Source organism: Klebsiella sp. GG_Kp175, assembly GCF_040062325.1.
Lineage (GTDB): Bacteria > Pseudomonadota > Gammaproteobacteria > Enterobacterales > Enterobacteriaceae > Klebsiella > Klebsiella quasipneumoniae.
Genome location: NZ_JBEAFX010000035.1, coordinates 1 through 23,925 on the forward strand (window position 1 = coordinate 1; position 23,925 = coordinate 23,925).

The following is a 23,925-nucleotide window of genomic DNA, read 5'->3' on the forward strand; positions in this document are numbered from 1 at the left end:
GGCATCAAATAAAGCAGAAAGCTCAGTCGGAAGGCTGAGCTTTTTTGCGTTTGTGCCATCCGGGAAGGGTGCCGGCATGCCCCCCCGGCGGCGCTGCGCTTACCGGGGCTACTGATCCGACATGGGGCTACGCCCCGGTCGCCCGGCCAGGGGGCGCAGCACCGCCTTTGGGAAAAAAATCGCCTGAATACCTGCTACTGCCTCGCTAACCAGCCGACAATAAATGACGCAATCTGCGGAATATTATTTAAATCCAGCAGCGGAAGTGAGGTCGCGATCGATACATCGCTGGCCACGGCGATCGTATGCTCATCAGTCGTTAACTCTTCCACACAATGGCCGCTGTTTTGCCGAAAAAGCAGGATCTTAGGCACTGCTTCATGCTTGAAACCCTCGACCAAAACCAGATCCAGTCTGCTGGCATCCATTCGACTAACCAGCCATGTGAGATCTAATTCCGGCTTCTCGGGCGTCTCGGTCATCAATGCCCACCGCTGTTCGCTGGCGACAATAGTTTGCGCAGCGCCCGCCTTACGCAGTTCATAGCTATCTTTGCCCGGCTTATCCACGTCCATATCATGATGGGTGTGCTTTATCAGTCCCGGGCGTAATCCTAGAGCGCAAAGCTCAGGGATAAGACGCTTTAATAATGTTGTTTTTCCGGTACCGCTCCATGCGGCGATCGCCAGTAATGGGATCATGATGGCTCCTGCATCTGCTGCAAATCTTCGAGCGTATTTACATTAGTGAAAGCAGTTTTCACATCGCTGAAATTCACCGGGCGCCCACCCATTTGTCGCATAAAAACCATCACCCTGCGCTCTCCATGTGCCAGATAAGCCTCCAGTTCCGGAATGATTTGACGATGAACTAATGCAACGGCAGGATGATCCCGTTCGCCGTCATGGGCCCAAACGACCGGTGCGTCCCCTCTCTGCTGGATAAAGCGCTCCACCAAAAAGGACGGAATGAACGGCGTGTCGCAGGGGCAAAAAACAAACCATGGGCTCGCGACCTGCTGCATCACAGCAAGCATTCCGGCCAGCGGCCCCTGATAACCCTCCTGTATGTCTCGAAAGACCGGATATCCGCTGGCACGCCACTGTTCAAGATGACGATTGGCGCTAATGACTAACTCATCTACCTGCGGAGCTAATGCTTCCGCGACGTGTCGCCAGAGAGGACGTCCATTGAGCAACTGTAATCCTTTATCAATGCCGCCCATTCGCGTGGCCCTGCCGCCCGCCAGCACGACGCCGGTTATCGCCTCGCTTTGCATATGAATATCGCCTCTTTCATTGTGGGATTGACCCTGTTAACTTGTCCCTATCAAGAGTAAGGAGCATGACCATGAAATGTAAACGTCTGAATGAAGTAATTGAACTCCTCCAGCCCGCCTGGCAGAAAGAGCCAGAACTGAACCTGATGCAATTTTTGCAGAAACTGGCGAAAGAGGCTGGCTATGATGGCGAACTGAGCGATCTTTCCGACGATATTCTGATCTATCACCTGAAGATGCGTGATTCTTCAAAAGATGCTGTCATCCCGGGTATTCAGAAGGATTATGAAGAAGACTTTAAAACCGCGCTGCTGCGCGCCCGCGGCGTAATAAAAGAGTAAAAGGTTGTAAGCGCTGCCGCGTAAAGCGCAATGAGATGATATCCTGAACTATTCGTACGATTATCGGATGTCAGGATGCACGATAAGGCTTTTACTTTTCAGACGCTTCGCCCGGATACCATTATCGATGGGTTATTCGATCTGGGTATGCGGGTGGACTCCGGTCTTACCCCGCTGAACAGCTATGAGAACCGCGTTTATCAGTTCCAGGACGAAGAGCGTCATCGTTATGTGGTGAAGTTCTATCGTCCTGAGCGCTGGTCGGCAGCACAAATCCTTGAAGAACACCAGTTTGCGCTTCAGCTTGTAGAAGATGAAGTGCCCGTTGCGGCGCCGCTGTTATTTAACGACAGTACGCTTCATCAGCACCAGGGGTTTTATTTTGCCGTTTTCCCAAGCCTTGGCGGCCGACAGTTCGAGGCGGATAACCTTGATCAGATGGAGTGGGTTGGCCGTTATCTGGGGCGCCTGCACCAGACCGGGCGCAAACAGCGCTTTTCTGCGCGTCCGGAGATTGGCGTGCAGGAATATCTGCTGGAACCACGCCAGGTATTTGAACAGTCGACGCTTATCCCCTCAGGCCTGAAGGCCGATTTCCTGAAGGCGACCGATAAACTCATCGCTGCCGTCATGACGCAATGGTACGGTGGCGGGACTACTTTGCGCCTGCATGGTGACTGTCATGCAGGCAATATCCTCTGGCGCGATGGGCCGCTGTTTGTCGATTTAGACGATGCGCGAACCGGCCCGGCGATTCAGGATCTGTGGATGCTGCTCAACGGCGATAAGGCTGAACAGCGTATGCAGCTGGAGACCATCGTCGAGGCCTATGAGGAATTCAGCCCCTTTAACAGCGATGAAATCGCGCTTATTGAACCTTTACGCGCCATGCGACTGGTTTATTATCTGGCGTGGTTGCTCAGACGCTGGGACGATCCGGCTTTCCCGGTTAATTTTCCCTGGTTAACCGGGGAGGATTACTGGCGAGGGCAGACGTCTACTTTTCTCGAGCAGGTGAAGGTTCTACAGGAACCCCCGCTTCAGTTAACGCCAATGTATTAATGTGATATATCCAGGAGAGAGTAAATCATGAAAAAAGTTTGGCTGGCGCTGGCTGGTATGATTCTGGCTTTTAGTGCATCCGCTGCCCAGATCACCGACGGCAAGCAGTACATCACCCTTGATAAGCCGGTTGCTGGCGAGCCGCAGGTGCTCGAATTCTTCTCATTCTACTGCCCGCACTGCTATCAGTTTGAAGAAGTGCTGCATGTCTCTGACAGCGTGCGCCAGAAACTGCCAGAAGGCACCAAAATGACCAAATACCATGTCGAGTTCCTGGGGCCGCTGGGCAAGGAGCTGACGCAGGCATGGGCTGTGGCCATCGCGCTGGGCGTTGAAGATAAAATTACGGCGCCGATGTTCGAAGCGGTGCAGAAAAACCAGACCGTACAGAGCCTGGCTGACATTCGTAAAGTGTTCGTCGACGCTGGCGTGAAAGGGGAAGACTACGATGCCGCATGGAACAGCTTCGTGGTGAAATCTCTGGTTGCTCAGCAGGAGAAAGCGGCAGCCGATCTGCAGCTGCAGGGGGTACCGGCTATGTACGTCAATGGTAAGTACCAGCTGAACCCGCAGGGGATGGACACCAGCAATATGGATGTCTTCGTCGCTCAGTATGCGGATACCGTGAAGCAGCTGGTTGAGAAGAAATAAAAAAAACGCCGGTCACTGACCGGCGTTTTTTTATCTACTTTGCCGTGACTTCCTTGCTTTGTCCCGCATGATGTCAGTTAACTGACGGTCTTTCTCTTCCCATAGCCCATTCAGCCAGCGCTGGAAACCACGCTTAAAGTTCTTATCGTTGACGTAATCGCCGTGTAGCTCTTCGCCAATCGGTACCAGATTGATACGAACCACAATGCGCGTCAGTCGGCCACTTAGCATGTCGTAAAACGGCCTTGCATGATTTTCCGGGTAGCACAGCGTAACGTTCAGCAGTTTATCGAACTGCGAGCCGAGAACATTGAGCGCCATGGCAATACCCGCCGCTTTCGGTGGTAACAGGTTGTGGTAAGGAGAGCGCGTCTCGCGCTTTTTTGCGTCGGTAAAACGCGAGCCTTCCACAAAATTGACGATTGTCGTTGGGTGCGAGCGGAATTTCTCACATGAACGGCGGGTGGTTTCGACATCTTTACCGCGGCGTTCCGGGTGACGAATAAGATAGCTGCGCGAATAGCGGCGCATAAAAGGCATATCCAGCGCCCAGCAGGCGAGGCCGATGAACGGTACCCACGCCAGCTGTTGTTTAAGGAAGTACTTATTCATCGGAATATGCTTGCGGAACAGCACGCATAGCACCACGATATCTGCCCAGCTGTGGTGGTTGCTGATCAGCAGATACCAGTTCTTTTTGTTCAGGCCTTCCAGACCCTGGACGTCCCATTTTAGCCAGGGATTGAGATGCAACAGCAGCGCCAGCCCCTCGCACCAGCAGTACATCATAAAATTGCAAAAAACGGATATAGAGCGCCATACCGCTGGAATGGGGACCAGCAGTTTAATCAGCCCGGCGACGATGATCGGTACAGAGCAGATAACGGTGACTAAGATGGTTAAGGCGATACTCAGCGGAAGTGTTATCGCAGCGAGTAATCTCGACATAGTTAGTTTATTCAGAAAGTTAGGCTGACAAAGAGCGCCTTTAAGCTGCGCAAGAGGCTGATTTTACCAGAAAACGCGGCAAATGACGGGTCTTACCAGAACAGAAAAAAACAAGGATCTTCTATCCACATGGAAGATTAGGTCATCAAATTCATGCCAGGATCGTTGATCTTCTTTTAAGTTATTGATAAATAATGGCTAATACTATTTATTCATTTATTTTCAGGGGCGGATAAGCTGACGTTGTAAAACTATGCACAAAGTTATCCACAAGCTAAGTTGTCGCGCGATCGCGACGATCGTTGAATCTTTTCCGCGAAATGCGGGAAAAATTCAGGATTTCATGCCCGTCTGTGGCATCCTTTATCCATAATCTGATAAACAGGCACGGAAATTATGGTTCAGATCCCAGAAAACCCTCTCATCCTCGTTGACGGCTCCTCCTATCTTTATCGGGCGTATCATGCGTTTCCGCCGCTGACTAACAGCGCAGGGGAGCCCACCGGGGCTATGTACGGCGTACTGAATATGCTGCGCAGTTTGATTCTGCAGTATCAACCGACTCATGCCGTCGTGGTCTTTGATGCGAAAGGGAAAACCTTCCGTGATGAATTGTTCGAACATTACAAATCTCACCGCCCGCCGATGCCGGACGATCTGCGCGCGCAGATTGAGCCGTTGCATAAGATGGTGAAAGCGATGGGGCTGCCGCTGATGGCGGTCCCTGGCGTCGAAGCTGACGATGTGATTGGCACCCTGGCGCGGGAAGCGGAAAGGGCAGGACGTCCGGTGCTGATCAGTACCGGCGATAAAGACATGGCCCAGCTGGTGACGCCGGGGATCACCCTGATCAATACCATGACCAACACTATCCTCGGGCCGGATGAGGTGGTTACCAAGTACGGCGTCCCGCCAGAGCTGATTATTGATTTCCTGGCGCTGATGGGCGACTCCTCAGATAACATTCCTGGCGTGCCGGGCGTGGGCGAAAAGACCGCCCAGGCGCTGCTGCAAGGCCTCGGCGGCCTCGATACGCTGTATGCGGAACCGGAGAAGATCGCTGAACTGAGCTTCCGCGGCGCGAAAACGATGGCGGCGAAGCTGGAGCAGAACAAGGAGGTGGCTTATCTCTCTTATCAGCTGGCGACCATCAAAACCGACGTCGAGCTGGAGCTCAAGTGCGAAGAGCTGGAGGTGCAGCCGCCGGCGGCAGACGATCTGCTGGCGCTGTTCAGACAGTATGAGTTTAAGCGCTGGACCACCGACGTTGAAGCCGGAAAATGGCTGCAGGCGAAGGGGGGCAAACCGGCTGCGAAACCTGCAGTGCCTGCAGCAGCGGCAGAAGCGGAAGCAGAGGTTGAGGCCGCTACTGCACTTTCAGCAGAGCACTATGTCACCATCCTTGATGAGGCTACGCTGCTCACCTGGATCGATAAGCTGAAGCAAGCGCCGCTCTTTGCCTTTGATACGGAAACCGACAGCCTGGATAACATCTCCGCCAACATGGTCGGCCTTTCATTCGCTGTTGAGCCGGGCGTGGCCGCCTATGTCCCGGTAGCGCATGATTACCTTGATGCGCCGGATCAGATCCCGCGTGAGCGCGTGCTGGCGCTGCTTAAACCGCTGCTGGAGGATGAGAAGCTGCTCAAGGTTGGGCAAAATCTCAAATACGATCGCGGCATTTTGGCTAATTACGACATTGAGCTGCGCGGGATTGCGTTCGATACCATGCTGGAATCTTACATTCTCGACAGCGTGGCGGGCCGCCATGATATGGACAGTCTTTCCGACCGCTGGCTGAAGCATAAAACGATTACCTTCGAAGAGATCGCTGGCAAGGGTAAGAATCAGCTCACCTTTAACCAGATTGCGCTGGAAGAGGCGGGTCGCTACGCGGCGGAAGACGCCGACGTCACGCTTCAGTTGCATCTGAAAATGTGGCCGAAGCTGCAGCAGCATGAAGGTCCGCTGAATATCTTCCAGCACATTGAAATGCCGCTGGTGCCGGTGCTGTCACGCGTTGAGCGCAACGGCGTTAAAATCGACCCCGCCGTGCTGCATGCGCACTCGCAGGAAATAGCCCAGCGCCTGGTTGAGGTGGAGCAGCGGGCGCATGAGATCGCCGGGGAAGCGTTTAATCTCTCCTCCACCAAACAGCTGCAAACGATCCTGTTTGAAAAACAGGGTATCAAGCCGCTGAAGAAGACGCCGGGCGGTGCGCCGTCCACCTCTGAAGAGGTACTGGAAGAGCTGGCGCTCGATTATCCGTTGCCGAAAGTGATTCTGGAGTACCGTGGGTTGGCGAAGCTGAAGTCGACCTATACCGATAAGCTGCCGCTGATGATTAATCCCAAAACGGGCCGCGTACATACCTCCTATCATCAGGCGGTTACCGCCACCGGCCGTTTGTCGTCTACCGATCCAAACCTGCAAAACATTCCGGTGCGTAACGAAGAAGGGCGCCGTATTCGCCAGGCGTTTATCGCGCCAGAAGATTACGTTATTGTCTCGGCGGACTACTCGCAAATCGAGCTGCGCATTATGGCGCACCTGTCGCGGGATAAAGGCCTGCTGACCGCCTTCGCGGAAGGGAAGGATATTCACCGGGCGACGGCGGCTGAAGTGTTTGGCTTACCGCTGGACAGCGTCAGCAGCGAACAGCGGCGCAGTGCGAAAGCTATCAACTTCGGTCTGATCTATGGCATGAGCGCCTTTGGCCTGGCCCGCCAGCTGAACATCCCGCGTAAAGAAGCGCAGAAGTACATGGATCTTTATTTCGAGCGTTATCCGGGCGTCCTGGAGTATATGGAGCGCACCCGCGCACAGGCGAAGGAGCAAGGGTATGTTGAAACGCTGGATGGCCGTCGACTCTATTTGCCGGATATCAAGTCCAGCAATGGCGCTCGTCGTGCCGGTGCGGAACGTGCGGCGATTAACGCCCCGATGCAGGGGACGGCTGCGGATATCATCAAGCGGGCGATGATTGCCGTTGATGAATGGCTGCGGAGTGAGAAACCTCGCGTGCGAATGATCATGCAGGTTCACGATGAACTGGTCTTTGAAGTGCATAAGGACGAGCTCGATGCCGTATCGAAAAAGATCCACGAACTGATGGAGAACAGCACTACGCTGGCGGTACCGTTGCTGGTGGAAGTGGGCAGCGGAGAAAACTGGGATCAAGCGCACTAAGTATACAAAGCACAACGCGATTTTCTGTAAGTAAGCAACATAACTTATAGAGTTTTGTGAGGATCATTTGAATTTGCTATGTAAATAGTGAAAAAAAACTACAAAAAATGCTTTATCCGTGAGCGAAAGAAGAGTAAAGTTATTCGCGTAGGGTACAGAGGTAAGATGTTCTATCTTTCAGACCTTTTACTTCACGTAATCGGATTTGGCTGAATATTTTAGCCGCCCCGGTCATTTATGACCGGGGCGTTTTTTATTGCGCGAAAGAAAAGTGGCAAAAAGAAGGACGCGCTTGTGCTTGACGCTGGAGAGGAACCCGGACAAGGCGCGGCACGCTCTTATCCGGCTGTTGGTGTCGATTACTCGTCTACGGCGCTCTCTGCTTCCTGCGGCGGGATTTCGTTAAACCAGCTATCCAGCTTCTGTCGCAGCTTATCCACGCCAGATTTTTTCAGCGAAGAGAAGGGTTCAACCTGAACATCGCCATTGAAGGCCAGGACTGCTTCACGCACCATATTCACTTGCGCTTTACGCGCGCCGCTGGCGAGCTTATCGGCTTTGGTCAGCAGCACCAGCACCTGAATATCGCTTTCTACCGCCCATTGGATCATCTGCTGATCGAGATCCTTAAGCGGGTGGCGAATGTCCATCAGGACCACCAGGCCCTTCAGGCACAGGCGTTTTTCCAGGTATTCTCCCAGCGCGCGCTGCCACTTGATCTTCATCTCTTCCGGGACTTGCGCATAACCGTAGCCGGGAAGGTCGACCAGGCGTTTGCCTTCGGCGACTTCGAACAGGTTAATCAGCTGTGTACGTCCGGGAGTTTTGGAGGTCCGCGCCAGGCTTTTCTGGTTGGTCAGCGTATTCAGCGCGCTGGATTTTCCCGCATTGGAGCGGCCGGCGAATGCCACTTCAATACCGGTATCGGCAGGAAGATGGCGGATATCTGGCGCGCTAGTGACAAAGTGCGTCAGTTGATAATTCCAGTTGGTCAAGACGGTCGTCTCCGTTAAAACAGGCTATGGCAGGGATTATACCTGAACAGCAGAAAAAGGCTGTTTTTACCGCACGCCGGTTCTGTAAGTAAAAACCATGCACTTTGTGAGACATTGGCTATTCTTCGTATAGGACATGCCTGAGAAAAATAAGACTAATAAAATATAACCTACTGAAAATAAATAGATTACAAGAATAGAGAAATCTGAAAAGTGGAATTTTAACGGCCAGACTGGTTGTCGATTTTTGTCAACAGGGTAAAGTAATACACAACGGCGGGGATGCTGAAAAGGATGAGGACTCAGGACGAGGGGTCAGGAAGCGCTAGGAGGCGAAGACCACAGGATTGTCAGGATGACGCGCGTTTTGGAAACGTTTCAAAGGGAAAAGGAAGAGACAGGGACCGTTGGACGCTAAGGGAAAGACAGGGTAAGTCGTTAGCGAACAGGGAAAGAAGAGCCCGTTAAGGGTGGTCAGTGAGGAAAAAGGCGACAGAGTAATCTGTCGCCTTTTTTCTTTGCTTGCTTTCTGCTAGATTCCGCCTCAATTCTATACTGAATAATACTGTCTGAAGATTACACACCATGAAAAAACCGACATCCGCCACCCGTGGCAAATCCGGCCGCAAGTCGCGTGAAGAGTTAAATCAGGAAGCTCGCGATCGCAAACGGCAGAAGAAACATCGTGGCCACGCGGCAGGAAGTCGCGCGAACGGCGGCGATGCGGCTTCAGCAGGTAAAAAACAGCGCCAGGCGCAAGATCCACGCGTGGGCAGCAAAAAACCCATCCCGCTGGGCGTGAGCGAAAGCAGCGCTCCAGCTCCCAAGCAGCATAAACCAAAGAGCGAGAAACCTATGCTTTCACCGCAGGCTGAGCTGGAGTTGCTGGAGAATGATGAGCGCCTGGACGCGCTGCTGGAACGTCTGGAAGAGGGCGGTACCCTGAATGCTGAAGAGCAGAGCTGGGTGGATGCCAAACTGGATCGCATTGATGAGCTGATGCAGCAGCTCGGCCTCTCTTACGATGACGAAGATGAAGAAGAGGAAGAGCGTCAGGAAGATATGATGCGTCTGCTGAAGGGTGGAAACTAACATTTGCATCCCATCGGATTCCCGGTACTGCTTATAACCCTTCTGGTTATATGTTATCTGCTGTGGTTATTCGTTAAACTACGACGGTTGTCGCGGCGTCTGAAATGGCTGCGCAACCGGCTCATGACCCGCGGTGCGGTGGGGCCGGGACGGCGTACCCGTCGGCGGCACCATCGGAAGGAGTGAGCATGTCTGAGCAGATAATCGACTGGGATCTGGCCCTGATCCAGAAATATAACTATTCCGGGCCGCGCTATACCTCGTATCCCACCGCGCTAGAGTTTTCACCACAATTCGGCGCGGCGGAATTCGATGCCGCTGTGGCCCGTTACCCACAGCGTCCCCTGTCGCTGTACGTGCATATCCCGTTTTGCCATAAGCTGTGTTATTTCTGCGGCTGCAATAAGATCGTCACCCGCCAGCAGCATAAGGCCGATCAGTATCTCGATCTCCTTGAACAGGAGATCATCCACCGTGCGCCGCTGTTTGCCAACCGTCAGGTTAAGCAACTGCATTGGGGAGGCGGCACGCCGACCTATCTCAACAAGGCGCAAATCAGTCGCCTGATGGATCTGTTGCGTACCCATTTTCATTTCAGCGCCGAAGCCGAGATCTCCATCGAGGTCGATCCGCGTGAAATCGAGCTGGATGTCCTCGATCATTTACGCGCTGAGGGATTCAACCGCCTGAGTATGGGCGTGCAGGACTTTAATAAAGAGGTTCAGCGTCTGGTTAACCGCGAACAGGACGAAGCGTTCATCTTTGATTTGCTCCGTCATGCGCGGGAGATTGGATTTACTTCGACAAATATCGACCTCATCTACGGCCTGCCGAAACAAACGCCGGAGAGCTTTGCCTTTACCCTGCAAAAGGTCGCCGAGCTCAATCCTGACCGCCTGAGCGTGTTTAACTACGCGCATCTGCCCACGCTCTTTGCCGCACAGCGCAAAATTAAAGATGCCGATCTGCCCTCCGCTGAACAGAAGCTGGAGATCCTCCAGGAGACCATCGGCTCGCTGACGGCGGCAGGCTATCAGTTCATCGGCATGGACCACTTCGCGCGTCCTGATGATGAATTAGCGGTCGCGCAACGTCACGGCGTACTGCATCGCAATTTCCAGGGCTACACCACTCAGGGCGATACCGATTTGCTGGGGATGGGCGTGTCCGCGATCAGCATGATTGGCGACAGCTACGCCCAGAACCAAAAAGAGCTAAAGCAGTACTACCAGCAGGTGGCAGAGCAAGGGAACGCCCTGTGGCGCGGGATCGCGTTAACCCGGGACGACTGTCTGCGTCGCGACGTAATTAAGGCGTTGATCTGTAACTTCCGTCTGGATATTGATGCAGTCGAAGCGCAGTGGGCCGTGGATTTTCAGTCTTATTTTGCTGAGGACCTGAAACTGCTGGCGCCGCTGGCGCATGACGGGCTGGTGGTGGTGGAGAGTAAGGCTATCCAGGTAACGGCGAAAGGCCGCCTGCTGATCCGCAACATCTGTATGTGCTTTGATGCCTATCTGCGGCAAAAGGCTCGGATGCAGCAGTTCTCAAGGGTGATTTAATGTTTTCCCCCTCTCCCGCAGGAGAGGGGGAACAATTAGCTGAACAGCCCGACCAGCGCAGCGCACAGAACGGCAGCGACTGCCGTTTGTGGTGTGTGACTCGCAGCGGCGCCGCTCGATATCATACTCACCAGTGATTCAAACATGATGCTCTCCCCTAATGCCGGGCACGATCATACTCAACTCATCGGAACAGTAAAGTACAAAATAGCAGCACTTTGCGCTGATCGGCTATTTTTCATCACGCCGTTTAACCCTACTCCATACCCAACTCTTTTAGCTTACGCGTCAGGGTATTACGACCCCATCCCAGCAGGCGCGCAGCCTCCTGTTTATGTCCCTGAGTATGACGCAGGGCGGTCGTCAGCAGCGTGCGTTCCATTTCGGGTTGCGCTTCTGAAAGCAAGTTTTGATGACCGGAACGCAGCGCCCGATCGGCCCACTGACCCAACAGCGTCGCCCAGCTGTCTGGCTGCATCTGCGTCGGGCTATCAGGAATGGTGGTCTCAAACAGTTCGCTCGGCAGATCCTGCGTCAGCACCTCCTGGCCGGCGGCCATGACGGTGAGCCAGCGACAGGTGTTTTCCAGCTGGCGAACGTTGCCCGGCCACGCCAGGCGGGTCAGCGCTGTCTCCGTTTCCGGATGCAGCTGTTTGGCTTCAACACCTAGCTCGCGGGCGGCAATCTGCAGAAAATGGCGGGCCAGACGTGGAATATCTTCCCGACGCTCGCGCAGCGGCGGCAAATGCACCCGGATCACGTTCAGGCGGTGGAATAAATCTTCACGGAATTTCCCCTCCTGCACCCGCTGCTCCAGATTCTGATGGGTGGCGGCGATGATCCGCACATCGACCTTCACCGGCGCGTAGCCGCCCACGCGATAAAACTGGCCATCCGCCAGAACGCGCAGCAGACGAGTCTGGACATCCAGCGGCATATCGCCAATTTCATCCAGGAACAGCGTGCCGCCGTCAGCCTGTTCAAAGCGACCCTGACGGACGGTATTGGCGCCGGTAAAGGCCCCTTTTTCATGGCCGAACAGCTCGGACTCAATCAGGTCCTTGGGGATCGCCGCCATATTCAGCGCGATAAACGGCGCTTTTGAGCGCGGGCTATGGCGATGCAGGGCATGAGCGACAAGCTCTTTACCGGTACCGGATTCGCCATTGATCAGCACGCTGATGGATGAGCGCGACAGACGGCCAATAATGCGAAAGACATCCTGCATGGCCGGCGCCTCGCCAATGATATCGGCGGTGGGGCTGCTTATCGGCGCATTTCGCGGCTGCTGCTGCTCCTGATAGTGGCTAATCGCCCGGTCGACGAGGGCGACAGCTTCATCGATATCAAAAGGTTTGGGCAGATAATCAAACGCGCCCTGCTGATAAGCGCTGACCGCGGCGTCCAGATCGGAATGCGCGGTCATTATGATGACCGGAAGCATCGGATGACGCTGCTTAATCTGTTTGAGCAGCGCCAGACCATCCATTCCCGGCATACGGATATCTGACAGCAGTACATCCGGGGTTTTGGTGGTGAGGGCATCTAGCACCTCATTGCCGCTTTCGAACGTTGTGCAGCTCAAGCCGGCTCCGGTGAGCGCGCGTTCAAGCACCCAGCGGATGGAGCTATCGTCATCAACGATCCAGGCTATCCCTCGTTGCATAAACACCTCTACTTCCGAATAGGCAGGTATACCGAAAATTCGGTATGACCCGGCCAGCTGGTGAATTCAATTTTGCCGGAGTGCTGATCGATAAGGCTGCGGGCGATAGATAAGCCCAGGCCAGTACCGCCTTCGCGGCCGCTGACCATCGGATAAAACAACGTATCCTGGAGCTGGGGCGGAATACCCGGGCCATTATCTTCGACGTCAATACGGGCGGCGAGGCGATAACGCACCCCGTGCAGCGTCAGCTGGAAAGCGGTCCGGGTGCGGAGAACAATTTCGCCCCCTTCCGGCCCCAGCGCCTGCAGCGCATTACGGACGATGTTCAGCAACACCTGTTCAATTTGATCCGGGTCGTGGGGGAGCTCCGGCAGGCTGGGGTCGTAATCACGGATCAATTTCACGTTGTCCGGCAACTCCATCGAGACCAGTTTCACTACCCGTTCGGCGACCTTGTGGATGCTTTCGGTAACGTGCATGCCCGGATGCTGTGGGCCGAGCAGGCGATCGACCAGATTTCTCAGCCGGTCGGCCTGCTCGATGATCACTTTGGTATATTCCGTTAGCGCCGGGTCGGGCAGGGCTTTGCTGAGCAGCTGTGCCGCGCCGCGCAGGCCGCCTAACGGGTTTTTAATCTCATGTGCCAGGCCGCGGACCAGATCGCGGGCGGCGACCTGCTGCGCGTGCTGCAGTTGCTCCTGGCTCAGGCGGCGCTGGTTATCCATTGGCGCCATTTCCAGCAGAATAAAGCCTTCCGGCAGCCGCTGGGCGGTCAGCGACAGGATATGCGAGCGGCCATCGATAACCAGCGTCACTTCGTTATCGGTAAAACCCTGGCCCGCCTGCAGACTCTCCTGCATCAGCCCAATATTTAATGAGAAATAGCTCAACAGCTCAGGTAACGGGGTGCCAAACAGCTTGCGCGAACTCTGCGCCAGCAGCTGCTGCGCCGCAGGGTTGGCAAAGTGCACCGCCAGGTCATCATCGACCAGTAAGATACTGTTGATAAGAGAGTTGAGGATCTGCCCAGCATCGGGCAGTGTGCCTGTTGCCATTCGACAGTCTCCTGAAAAAGAGTGCACCAATTTAGTGCAGTATAGCTTTTTATCGGTAAAAAGCTCGCGAGATCAGCGTGTTGGTGGAGAAAAAAGCCCATCCTGAGATGGGCTGAAAGTTTCCACGGCAACAAAATATCCCGGGCATCCCGCGCCACAACACGACATACCCTGGATTTACAGCAAAATTAGACGCTGTAGTACAGTTCGAACTCAACCGGATGCGGAGTCATGCGTACGCGGTCGTTCTCTTCCAGACGCAGGGCGATGTAAGCATCGATAGCGTCATTGGTGAATACGCCGCCAGCCGTCAGGAACTCGCGGTCAGCATCCAGGGCCTGCAGGGCTTCTTCCAGAGAACCGGCAACCTGCGGGATCTCTTTCGCTTCTTCCGGCGGCAGGTCGTACAGGTTTTTGTCCATTGCTTCGCCCGGATGGATTTTGTTCTTGATACCATCGAGGCCAGCCATCAGCAGCGCCGCAAAGCACAGGTACGGGTTAGCAGCCGGGTCCGGGAAGCGCACTTCGATACGACGCGCTTTCGGAGAGGTCACCACCGGAATACGGATGGAGGCAGAGCGGTTACGGGCAGAGTAAGCCAGCATAACCGGCGCTTCGTAACCCGGAACCAGACGCTTGTAGGAGTTGGTGGTCGGGTTCGCCAGGGCGTTGATGGCTTTAGCGTGTTTGATTACGCCGCCGATGTAGAACAGCGCCTGCTCAGACAGACCTGCGTATTTGTCGCCGGAGAACAGGTTAGTCCCGTTTTTCGCCAGAGACATATGGCAGTGCATGCCGGAGCCGTTGTCGCCGAACATTGGTTTCGGCATAAAGGTCGCGGTTTTACCAAAGCGGTGAGCGACGTTGTGAACAACGTATTTGTAAATCTGAATTTCGTCCGCTTTTTTGGTCATGGTGTTGAAGCGGGTTGCCACTTCGTTCTGACCTGCGGTAGCCACTTCGTGGTGGTGAGCTTCAACAACCAGGCCCATCTCTTCCATGATCATACACATGGTGGAGCGGATATCCTGAGAAGAGTCTACTGGCGGAACCGGGAAGTAACCCCCTTTCACGCCCGGACGGTGACCTTTGTTACCGCCTTCGTATTTGGTGGAGGAGTTCCACGCACCTTCGATATCATCGATCGCGACATGGGAGCCGGAGATAGAGGCGCCGAAACGGATGTCGTCGAACAGGAAGAATTCTGGTTCTGGCCCGAACAGGACGGTGTCAGCGATGCCGGTAGCGCGCAGGTACTCTTCAGCGCGTTTCGCGATGGAGCGCGGGTCACGGTCATAGCCCTGCAGGGTGCCTGGCTCGAGGATATCGCAGCGGATGATCAGGGTCGGTTCTTCGTAGAACGGGTCAATGACCGCGGTGGAAGCGTCCGGCATCAGGACCATGTCAGATTCGTTGATACCTTTCCAGCCACCAATCGAGGAGCCATCAAACATTTTGCCTTCTTCGAAGAATTCGGCATTTACCTGATGAGACGGAATCGTGACGTGCTGTTCTTTACCTTTGGTATCGGTGAAGCGCAGATCGACAAACTTCACTTCGTGCTCGTTCAGCATCGTCAAAACGTGTTCAGCGGACATACTTAAACTCTCCCGGATTGGTCATTGTCGTCGTGGTAACGAAAACTTCATACTGCTTAAAAGTGGCGTTGTTGCCTTAAAAAATATAAAGCGAAATCTGTGCCAACTTTTAAATGCCCCATAAAACGCTGTATCATGCGCACCATAGTGCAAAAGGACTGCACCATGATGGAGATAATGCACCAAAATAGTGCCTCAGTGTGAACATTGAGCACCATTTTGGTGCAATTTTTGTTACGGTGCCCTTTTATCGCTCCGTGAAAGCGGTCACAAAGAAACTCTGCAATACTTGTTTGCGGAGGATGTTTGTGATCCTGTTCAGTCCTTCGCTTAATACGTGTACAATAACGCGCTATTTCTAATGCCTGAGGCAAAGTTGTGATCGAAAATCTGCGTAATATCGCCATCATCGCGCACGTTGACCATGGTAAAACTACCCTGGTTGACAAGCTGCTACAGCAATCCGGTACGTTCGACGCACGTACTGAAGCACAAGAACGTGTGATGGACTCCAACGATTTGGAGAAAGAGCGTGGGATTACCATCCTCGCGAAAAACACCGCAATCAAATGGAATGATTACCGTATCAACATCGTTGATACCCCTGGGCACGCCGACTTCGGAGGTGAAGTTGAGCGTGTTATGTCCATGGTTGACTCTGTGCTGCTGGTGGTAGATGCCTTTGATGGCCCGATGCCGCAAACGCGCTTCGTGACCAAAAAAGCTTTTGCCCACGGTCTGAAGCCGATCGTGGTCATCAACAAAGTTGACCGCCCGGGCGCGCGTCCGGACTGGGTTGTCGATCAGGTGTTCGACCTGTTCGTTAACCTCGACGCGACCGACGAACAGCTGGACTTCCCGATCGTTTACGCGTCCGCGCTGAACGGTATCGCGGGTCTGGACCACGAAGACATGGCTGACGACATGACCCCGCTGTACCAGGCGATTGTCGATCGCGTGCCGGCGCCGGACGTTGACCTTGACGGTCCGCTGCAGATGCAGATCTCCCAGCTGGACTACAACAACTACGTTGGCGTCATCGGCATCGGCCGCATCAAACGCGGTAAAGTGAAGCCGAACCAGCAGGTCACTATCATCGATAGCGAAGGCAAAACTCGTAACGGTAAAGTCGGTAAAGTGCTGACTCACCTGGGGCTTGAGCGTATCGAGAGCGACGTAGCTGAAGCTGGCGACATCATCGCGATCACCGGTCTGGGCGAGCTGAACATCTCCGACACCATCTGCGACCCGCAGAATGTCGAAGCGCTGCCGGCCCTGTCCGTTGATGAGCCGACCGTTTCCATGTTCTTCAACGTCAACACCTCTCCGTTCTGCGGTAAAGAAGGTAAGTTCGTTACCTCTCGCCAGATTCTGGACCGCCTGAACAAAGAGCTGGTGCACAACGTGGCGCTGCGCGTTGAAGAAACCGAAGACGCTGATGCGTTCCGCGTTTCCGGCCGTGGTGAACTGCATCTGTCCGTTCTGATTGAAAACATGCGTCGCGAAGGTTTCGAGATGGCGGTTTCCCGTCCGAAAGTTATCTTCCGTGAAATCGATGGCCGTAAACAAGAGCCGTTCGAGAACGTGACGCTGGACGTCGAAGAGCAGCACCAGGGTTCTGTTATGCAGGCGCTGGGCGAGCGTAAAGGCGACCTGAAAAACATGAATCCGGACGGAAAAGGCCGCGTACGTCTCGACTACGTGATCCCAAGCCGCGGTCTGATCGGCTTCCGTTCAGAGTTCATGACCATGACCTCCGGTACCGGTCTGCTGTACTCCACCTTCAGCCACTACGACGACGTTCGTCCGGGCGAAGTGGGCCAGCGTAACAACGGCGTGCTGATCTCCAACGGTCAGGGTAAAGCGGTAGCGTTCGCGCTGTTCGGCCTGCAGGATCGCGGTAAGTTGTTCCTCGGTCACGGTGCGGAAGTTTACGAAGGCCAGATCATCGGTATTCACAGCCGTTCTAACGACCTGACGGTAAACTGCCTGACCGGTAAGAAACTGACCAACATGCGTGCGTCCGGTACTGACGAAGCCACGGTTTTGGTTCCGCCGGTTAAGATGACCCTGGAGCAGGCTCTGGAGTTCATCGATGACGACGAACTGGTAGAAGTCACTCCGACCTCTATCCGTATCCGTAAACGTCACCTGACCGAGAACGACCGTAAACGCGCAATGCGCGGTGCAAAAGAAGAGTAATTCATTCTTCTTGCTGTTCGCTAAACCCCGCCTCTCCGGCGGGGTTTTTTTATGGGTGAGATCTGACAATCGCTGCGCTAACCCGGGGCCTCCAGGAGACCCTGGTCACATTTATACCTAAAGTTTGTCCGAGGAATTGCTTTCTTTTTTTGCAGAAGAGTAAGATGAGTTATCTGGTTTAAACCAAATGGATTAAACAATGACTGAAAATCTTTCTACTGTCGAAAATGCAAAAGAGAAACTGGATCTGTGGCTTAAGCAAGGGCTGACGGCTGCGGGTGGAAAACTGCCTTCAGAGAGAGAGCTTGGCGAACTGCTGGGGATCAAACGCATGACGCTGCGTCAGGCGCTGCTCAGCCTGGAAGCGGAATCGAGGATCTTTCGTAAAGACCGGAAAGGATGGTTTGTCGCGCAGCCGCGTTTTAACTACAGTCCTGAGCTCCCCGCGAGCTTTCAGCGGGCCGCCATTGAGCAGGGAAGAGAACCCTCGTGGGGCTTTATTGAAAAACAGCGAACCCGAGACTATCCCGACGCCGCTAAACCCCTGCTGGATGTCACTCCGTCTGATGATTTATATCTGGTCACCGGCTGGGGAGCGCTGGAAGGGCATAAAGTTTTCTACCACGAGACTTTTATCAACCCTAACGTCGCGCCAGATTTTATTGACCGGTTGAAGAACCAGTCTTTTTCCTCCGTCTGGGAGCGTGAATATCATAAGCCTGTGGTGATAAAAAAACTGGCTTTTAGACCCGTCAGAATGTCGGGCGATGTGAGCAAATTCATCGGTGGCTCTGCAGGTCTGCCGGCTATTCTGATAGAAAAACACCGTGCCGATAGTGCCGGCAATATTGTGCAAATAGATCTCGAATACTGGCGATTTGAGGCTGTGGATCTGTTTATTAATTTGTAGGTAATTTATGGTCACTAAAGATAACGCCGGGAAGATCCTTTCCCGTATTGATAATATACCACTCTACCTTCATGCTTATGCCTATCATTTGAATATGCGGCTTGAACGTATTTTACCTAATGATTTACTGACCATTGCAGATAGTCTGCATTTAAAGGGGGTGAAAATACACGTTCTTGATGGTGAGCGTTATTCGCTGAGCAATATGAATGATGCCCAGTTAGCCGGGTTTGCTGACAAAGCGAAAGCGTTGCAGCTGGATATTCACATCGAAACCAGCGCCTCCGATAAACAGACCATCGATCAGGCCGCGACTATCGCTTTAAAAACAGGAGCGACCTCCGTTCGTTTTTATCCGCGTTATGAAGGCCATTTACATGACGTAATGGAAAAAATTTCATCAGATATTCAATACATTAAAAAGGCTTATAGCCATACCGGCCTGACCTTCACCCTTGAGCAACATGAAGATCTCAAAAGCGCTGAACTGGTGAATTTAATTAAACAAAGCGAGATGCCATCGCTATCGCTCCTTTTTGACTTCGCCAATATGATCAACGCTAATGAGCGACCGCTTGAGGCGTTAGCGTTGATGTCACCTTACATTACGCAGGTTCATATCAAAGACGCTTGTATTATTACTGAGAACGGTGGGCTTGGGCATCGGGCCTGTAATTCAGGCCAGGGCGATATGCCGTTTAAGGCGCTGCTGACGGAATTAATTTGTCTTGGTGATGATCATCCGCAGGTCATGGCATACGGTCTGGAAGAAGAAGTGGATTACTATGCCCCCCCGTTCCGTTTTGCCTCGGAGGGGGACAACCCGTGGATCCCCTGGCGACAAATGAGCGAAACCCCACTGCCAGACGCCGATCAGCTTGAAGCGCGACTGCTAAAAGAAAAAGAGGATGCGATAGCGCAGCTCCATTATGTCAAAGAGACGTTGCAGAGAATAAAAGACGAAGCGCTTACGGCGCTGACACACTAAATTTACTAATAATTCGTTATGCCGGGACATCATTTTTAATAAATGATGATGGTCTGTTATTTTCCTTAAACCAAATGATGTTCAATCATTAGGGGAACTTATGCTCACAAAAAAGAAATGGGCTATATTCAGTTTATTAACCCTGTGCGGTGGCACCATTTATAAACTGCCTTCTCTGAAAGATGCTTTTTATATTCCGATGCAGGACTATTTCCATCTGACTAATGGCCAGATAGGCAATGCCATGTCGGTGAACTCCGTGGTGACCACGATTGGTTTTTTCCTGTCAATTTACTTTGCCGATAAACTGCCTCGCCGCTACACCATGTCGCTATCGCTGATTGCGACAGGCTTGTTGGGGATCTATCTGACGACTATGCCAGGCTACTGGGGAATTCTCTTTGTTTGGGCTCTCTTTGGCGTTACCTGCGACATGATGAACTGGCCGGTGCTATTAAAGTCGGTAAGCCGGTTGGGCAACAGCGAACAGCAGGGGCGTTTGTTTGGTTTCTTTGAGACCGGGCGGGGGATTGTCGACACGATTATTGCTTTCTCTGCCCTGGCTATTTTCACCTGGTTTGGCAGCGGTTTGCTGGGGTTTAAAGCCGGGATCTGGTTCTACGCTCTGATCGTGATTGTTGTCGGGATCATGCTGTTTTTTATGCTGAAAGAAAAGGATGAGGATGCGCCTGAGAAAGCTACCGTCGACAGCGCCACAGAGAAAAGTAGCATCTCTTCGGTCTTAAAAGATAAAACCATCTGGCTTATCGCATTCAACGTCTTCTTTGTTTATGCGGTTTACTGTGGGCTCACTTTCTTTATTCCCTTCCTGAAAAATATCTACCTGTTGCCGGTGGCGCTGGTGGGCGCCTACGGCATCATTAACCAGTATTGTTTGAAAATGGTGGGTGGGCCGATTGGCGGCCTGATAGCCGATAAAATCCTCAAGTCGCCAAGCAAATATCTCTTCTATACCTTTTGTGCCAGCACCGTAGCCCTGGTGGCGTTAATATTGCTGCCCCACGAAAGCATGCCAGTCTACCTCGGCATGATCTGCACCCTGGGATTTGGCGCAATTGTGTTTACCCAGCGAGCGGTCTTCTTTGCCCCGATCGGTGAAGCCAACATCGCGGAGAACCGGACCGGCGCCGCCATGGCGCTGGGGAGTTTCATTGGCTACGCACCGGCCATGTTCTGCTACAGCCTGTATGGCTACATTCTCGATCTCAACCCTGGTCTGACAGGCTACAAGATAGTCTTTGGCATCATGGCGTGCTTTGCGCTCTGTGGCGCGTTCGTTTCGGTCATGCTGGTTAAACGCATTCGCGGTGGCAGGAAAACGCTGCGCGCTGCGACAGAATAACCGCCAGCCTGATTCTGCTTATTCAAAGCCGCATTATGCGGCTTTGTTCGCGAGTGGCTTGTTGTTTCAGGTTTATGCATAGTCAAACCTCATCTTTCCCGCTAAAGTTAATTTTCCACGGCGCGGAAGGAGACGAAAATGCTCTATATCTTTGATTTAGGTAATGTGATTGTCGACATTGACTTCAACCGGGTATTGGGGGCCTGGAGCGATTTAACCCGCATCCCGCTGGCGACGCTGAAGCAGCATTTCACCATGGGAGAGGCTTTCCATCAGCATGAGCGCGGCGAGCTCAGCGATGAAGACTTTGCCGCCGCCATGTGTCATGAAATGAATATGTCCCTCAGCTATGAGCAGTTTGCTCACGGCTGGCAGGCGGTGTTTGTCGCGCTGCGTCCGGAAGTGATTGCGATCATGCAAAAACTGCGTGCCCAGGGCCATCGCGTGGTGGTGCTCTCCAATACCAATCGTCTTCACACCACGTTCTGGCCGGATGAATACCCGGAAGTGCGCGCTGCCGCCGATCGCATCTATCTGTCACAGGAGATGGGAATGCGTAAGCCTGAAGCGCAAATTTATCAGCGAGTACTGGACGAAGAGGGCTTTTCCGCCGCAGATACGGTCTTTTTTGATGATAACGTCGATAATATAGCAGGGGCTAACCGGTTGGGGATCACCAGCATTCTGGTGACCGGGAAGAAGACCATCCCTGACTATTTCGCGAAACAGCTATGCTAAGAACCGTTCATCAAAAATTACTCCACCATACCCGGCCGCTGCTGGCGTGGCTAAAGCTGCTGTGGCGGCGTATTGATGAAGACCATATGACGACCCTGGCGGGGAACCTCGCCTATGTGTCATTACTGTCCCTGGTGCCGCTGATTGCCGTCGTGTTCGCGCTGTTTGCGGCCTTCCCCATGTTCTCCGAAGTCAGCGTGCAGATCCGCCATTTTATCTTCGCCAATTTCATTCCGGCGACCGGGGATGTGATCCAGGGATATATCGAGCAGTTCGTCGCCAATTCCAGCCGCATGACCGCCGTAGGCGCCTTTGGCCTGATCGTCACCTCGCTGCTGCTGATGTACTCGATCGACAGCGCGCTAAACACCATCTGGCGCAGCACGCGCAGTCGCCCCAAAGTTTACTCCTTTGCCGTTTACTGGATGATCCTGACCCTTGGTCCGCTGCTGGCGGGTGCCAGCCTGGCGATCAGTTCCTATCTGCTGTCGCTGCGCTGGGCAAGCGACCTGGACGGCGTAATTGATAATCTGCTCCGCCTTTTCCCGCTGATCCTCTCCTGGGCGGCATTCTGGCTGCTCTACAGTATTGTACCCACCACCCAGGTACGTAACCGCGACGCGGTGATCGGGGCGCTGGTGGCGGCGCTGCTGTTTGAGGCAGGTAAAAAAGCGTTTGCCCTCTATATCACCACCTTTCCGTCCTATCAGCTCATTTATGGCGTGATTTCGGTGGTGCCGATTTTGTTCGTCTGGGTGTACTGGACCTGGTGTATCGTCTTGCTTGGCGCTGAAATTACTGTCACTCTCGGTGAATACCGCAAACTTAAAACAGAAGAAACAGAACAACCATGATTGCATTAATTCAACGCGTATCCCGTGCAAGCGTTACCGTGGCGGACGAAGTGACGGGCGAAATTGGCCCGGGGCTTCTGGTGCTGCTGGGAGTCGAAAAAGACGATGATGAACAAAAAGCGAATCGCCTCTGCGAGCGCGTGCTGGGCTACCGCATCTTCAGCGATGCGGAGGGGAAAATGAACCTGAACGTTCAGCAGGCGGGCGGCAGCGTGCTGGTGGTTTCGCAATTTACGCTGGCGGCGGATACCGAGCGGGGAATGCGGCCAAGCTTCTCGAAAGGCGCCGCTCCTGACCGCGCTGAGGCGCTGTATGAGTATTTCGTCGCCCGCTGTCGCCAGCAGGAAATGAACACCCAGACCGGAAGATTCGCTGCGGATATGCAGGTTTCTTTGGTCAATGATGGTCCCGTGACCTTTTGGTTGCAAGTATGACCCAGCTTCCGGGCAGGCTGCGGGTAACAAAAGAGAGTACGACTATGTATCACCTTCGTGTACCGCAAACAGCAGAAGAGTTAGAGAGCTACTATCAGTTCCGCTGGGAGATGCTGCGTAAGCCGCTGCATCAGCCTAAGGGTTCGGAACGTGACGCCTGGGATGCGATGGCGCATCATCAGATGGTGGTGGATGAAGAGGGCAACCTGGTGGCTGTCGGCCGGCTATATATCAATGCAGAGAATGAAGCCTCCATTCGCTTTATGGCCGTTCATCCCTCGGTGCAGGATAAAGGGCTGGGTACGCTGATGGCGATGACCCTGGAGTCCGTCGCGCGTCAGGAAGGGGTTAAGCGGGTCACCTGTAGCGCTCGCGAAGATGCGGTGGAGTTTTTCGCCAAGCTCGGCTTTATCAATCAGGGGGAGATCACCACCCCGACCACCACGCCGATCCGTCATTTCCTGATGATTAAGCCGGTCGCATCGCTGGACGACATTCTCCACCGTGGCGACTGGTGCGCGCAACTACAGCAGGCGTGGTATCAGCATATCCCGCTGAGTGAAAAAATGGGCGTGCGCATCCAGCAGTACACCGGGCAGAAATTTATTACCACCATGCCGGAAGCGGGAAATCAGAATCCGCACCACACGCTGTTTGCCGGCAGTTTGTTCTCGCTCGCTACCTTAACCGGATGGGGGCTTATCTGGCTGATGCTGCGCGAGCGGCACCTGGGGGGCACCATCATTCTGGCGGATGCGCATATCCGCTACAGTCAGCCCATTAGCGGCCGCCCCAGCGCCATCGCCGACCTCGGTTCGCTGAGCGGCGATCTCGACCGTCTGGCGCGTGGGCGTAAAGCCCGCGTGCAAATGCAGGTGGAGCTTTTTGGCGACGATAAACAGGGCGCCGTTTTCGAGGGGATCTACATCGTGCTGCCGGCGAAGCCCTTTGGCTCTTACGAAGAGGGCGGCAACGAGGAAGAGTAAGCCGCGGGC

The 23,925-nt window shown here is 53.8% G+C and carries 22 protein-coding genes; 14 read left to right on the plus strand and 8 right to left on the minus strand.

Annotated features, from left to right (window positions below; translation table 11 throughout):
* Window positions 1-194: 194 nt before the first annotated feature.
* The gene (gene mobB, locus ABLU73_RS24015) at window positions 195-701 is read right to left on the minus strand and encodes a molybdopterin-guanine dinucleotide biosynthesis protein MobB (RefSeq protein WP_032455444.1); all 507 of its coding nucleotides are present in this window, start codon (window positions 699-701) and stop codon (window positions 195-197) included.
* A complete protein-coding gene (mobA, locus tag ABLU73_RS24020; protein WP_264924727.1) occupies window positions 698-1,279 on the minus strand; it encodes a molybdenum cofactor guanylyltransferase MobA in 582 nt (193 codons plus the stop codon). The genes mobB and mobA overlap by 4 nt, the downstream gene beginning before the upstream one ends.
* 71 nt (window positions 1,280-1,350) lie before the next feature.
* Here mobA and ABLU73_RS24025 point away from each other — a divergent pair, with 71 nt between their 5' ends.
* The 3 genes from ABLU73_RS24025 to dsbA all read left to right on the plus strand — a co-directional run bounded on the left by ABLU73_RS24025 (window position 1,351) and on the right by dsbA (window position 3,333).
* Window positions 1,351-1,620 (plus strand): YihD family protein, encoded by a 270-nt coding sequence (locus ABLU73_RS24025; protein WP_002882612.1) that lies wholly within the window; start codon window positions 1,351-1,353, stop codon window positions 1,618-1,620.
* Window positions 1,621-1,695: 75 nt separating this feature from the next.
* A complete protein-coding gene (locus ABLU73_RS24030; protein ID WP_048326146.1) occupies window positions 1,696-2,682 on the plus strand; it encodes a serine/threonine protein kinase in 987 nt (328 codons plus the stop codon).
* A gap of 27 nt (window positions 2,683-2,709) precedes the next feature.
* Window positions 2,710-3,333, plus strand: coding sequence for a thiol:disulfide interchange protein DsbA (gene dsbA, locus ABLU73_RS24035; RefSeq protein ID WP_004203613.1), 624 nt, complete (start codon window positions 2,710-2,712; stop codon window positions 3,331-3,333).
* A 30-nt stretch (window positions 3,334-3,363) separates the two neighbouring features.
* Here dsbA and ABLU73_RS24040 read toward each other — a convergent pair whose 3' ends face one another.
* Window positions 3,364-4,281 carry an acyltransferase gene (locus ABLU73_RS24040; protein WP_017899843.1) on the minus strand — a complete coding sequence of 306 codons (918 nt, stop codon included), beginning with the start codon at window positions 4,279-4,281 and terminating at the stop codon, window positions 3,364-3,366.
* Between the two features lie 396 nt (window positions 4,282-4,677).
* Between ABLU73_RS24040 and polA the strand changes: the two genes are divergently transcribed.
* A complete protein-coding gene (gene polA / locus ABLU73_RS24045) occupies window positions 4,678-7,470 on the plus strand; it encodes a DNA polymerase I (protein WP_264924726.1) in 2,793 nt (930 codons plus the stop codon).
* Between the two features lie 359 nt (window positions 7,471-7,829).
* Here the strand turns inward: polA and yihA are convergent, their stop codons facing one another.
* Window positions 7,830-8,465: a ribosome biogenesis GTP-binding protein YihA/YsxC gene (gene yihA / locus ABLU73_RS24050; protein WP_004203619.1), complete on the minus strand. Its 636-nt coding sequence runs from the start codon at window positions 8,463-8,465 to the stop codon at window positions 7,830-7,832.
* Window positions 8,466-9,050: 585 nt separating this feature from the next.
* On the opposite strand from yihA, the gene yihI reads away from it, so the two are divergent.
* Together yihI and hemN are read left to right on the plus strand one after the other, a co-directional pair.
* Window positions 9,051-9,557, plus strand: coding sequence for a Der GTPase-activating protein YihI (yihI, locus tag ABLU73_RS24055; protein ID WP_002882743.1), 507 nt, complete (start codon window positions 9,051-9,053; stop codon window positions 9,555-9,557).
* 188 nt (window positions 9,558-9,745) lie between these two features.
* Window positions 9,746-11,119, plus strand: a complete 1,374-nt coding sequence (gene hemN / locus ABLU73_RS24060) for an oxygen-independent coproporphyrinogen III oxidase (RefSeq protein ID WP_004203620.1) — start codon at window positions 9,746-9,748, stop codon at window positions 11,117-11,119.
* A gap of 35 nt (window positions 11,120-11,154) precedes the next feature.
* On the opposite strand, the gene ABLU73_RS24065 is transcribed toward hemN, so the two are convergent.
* From ABLU73_RS24065 to glnA, 4 genes are all read right to left on the minus strand, one after another.
* On the minus strand, window positions 11,155-11,265 hold the full coding sequence (locus tag ABLU73_RS24065) for a YshB family small membrane protein (protein ID WP_004152951.1): 111 nt from the start codon (window positions 11,263-11,265) through the stop codon (window positions 11,155-11,157).
* A gap of 110 nt (window positions 11,266-11,375) precedes the next feature.
* Window positions 11,376-12,785 carry a nitrogen regulation protein NR(I) gene (gene glnG / locus ABLU73_RS24070; protein ID WP_002882749.1) on the minus strand — a complete coding sequence of 470 codons (1,410 nt, stop codon included), beginning with the start codon at window positions 12,783-12,785 and terminating at the stop codon, window positions 11,376-11,378.
* 8 nt (window positions 12,786-12,793) lie between these two features.
* Entirely contained in the window at window positions 12,794-13,843 is a 1,050-nt protein-coding gene (glnL, locus tag ABLU73_RS24075) for a nitrogen regulation protein NR(II) (RefSeq protein WP_004203621.1), read from the minus strand.
* Window positions 13,844-14,031: 188 nt separating this feature from the next.
* A complete protein-coding gene (gene glnA / locus ABLU73_RS24080) occupies window positions 14,032-15,441 on the minus strand; it encodes a glutamate--ammonia ligase (protein WP_004203622.1) in 1,410 nt (469 codons plus the stop codon).
* 378 nt (window positions 15,442-15,819) lie between these two features.
* Here glnA and typA point away from each other — a divergent pair, with 378 nt between their 5' ends.
* The 8 genes from typA to fabY all read left to right on the plus strand — a co-directional run bounded on the left by typA (window position 15,820) and on the right by fabY (window position 23,916).
* Window positions 15,820-17,643 (plus strand): ribosome-dependent GTPase TypA, encoded by a 1,824-nt coding sequence (gene typA, locus ABLU73_RS24085; protein WP_002882755.1) that lies wholly within the window; start codon window positions 15,820-15,822, stop codon window positions 17,641-17,643.
* A gap of 199 nt (window positions 17,644-17,842) precedes the next feature.
* Window positions 17,843-18,553 (plus strand): GntR family transcriptional regulator, encoded by a 711-nt coding sequence (locus ABLU73_RS24090; protein WP_017899841.1) that lies wholly within the window; start codon window positions 17,843-17,845, stop codon window positions 18,551-18,553.
* Window positions 18,554-18,560: 7 nt separating this feature from the next.
* Window positions 18,561-19,541 carry a TIM barrel protein gene (locus ABLU73_RS24095; protein ID WP_053810899.1) on the plus strand — a complete coding sequence of 327 codons (981 nt, stop codon included), beginning with the start codon at window positions 18,561-18,563 and terminating at the stop codon, window positions 19,539-19,541.
* Between the two features lie 100 nt (window positions 19,542-19,641).
* The gene (locus ABLU73_RS24100; RefSeq protein WP_048293950.1) at window positions 19,642-20,904 is read left to right on the plus strand and encodes an MFS transporter; all 1,263 of its coding nucleotides are present in this window, start codon (window positions 19,642-19,644) and stop codon (window positions 20,902-20,904) included.
* Window positions 20,905-21,042: 138 nt separating this feature from the next.
* Window positions 21,043-21,642 (plus strand): glucose-1-phosphatase, encoded by a 600-nt coding sequence (yihX, locus tag ABLU73_RS24105; RefSeq protein WP_004203624.1) that lies wholly within the window; start codon window positions 21,043-21,045, stop codon window positions 21,640-21,642.
* Window positions 21,636-22,496 carry a virulence factor BrkB family protein gene (locus ABLU73_RS24110; RefSeq protein WP_004203625.1) on the plus strand — a complete coding sequence of 287 codons (861 nt, stop codon included), beginning with the start codon at window positions 21,636-21,638 and terminating at the stop codon, window positions 22,494-22,496. The genes yihX and ABLU73_RS24110 overlap by 7 nt, the downstream gene beginning before the upstream one ends.
* Window positions 22,493-22,930: a D-aminoacyl-tRNA deacylase gene (dtd, locus tag ABLU73_RS24115; RefSeq protein ID WP_004203627.1), complete on the plus strand. Its 438-nt coding sequence runs from the start codon at window positions 22,493-22,495 to the stop codon at window positions 22,928-22,930. Before ABLU73_RS24110 ends, dtd begins: the two co-directional genes overlap by 4 nt.
* A 44-nt stretch (window positions 22,931-22,974) precedes the next feature.
* Window positions 22,975-23,916 (plus strand): fatty acid biosynthesis protein FabY, encoded by a 942-nt coding sequence (gene fabY / locus ABLU73_RS24120; RefSeq protein WP_025999202.1) that lies wholly within the window; start codon window positions 22,975-22,977, stop codon window positions 23,914-23,916.
* Window positions 23,917-23,925: the final 9 nt, after the last annotated feature.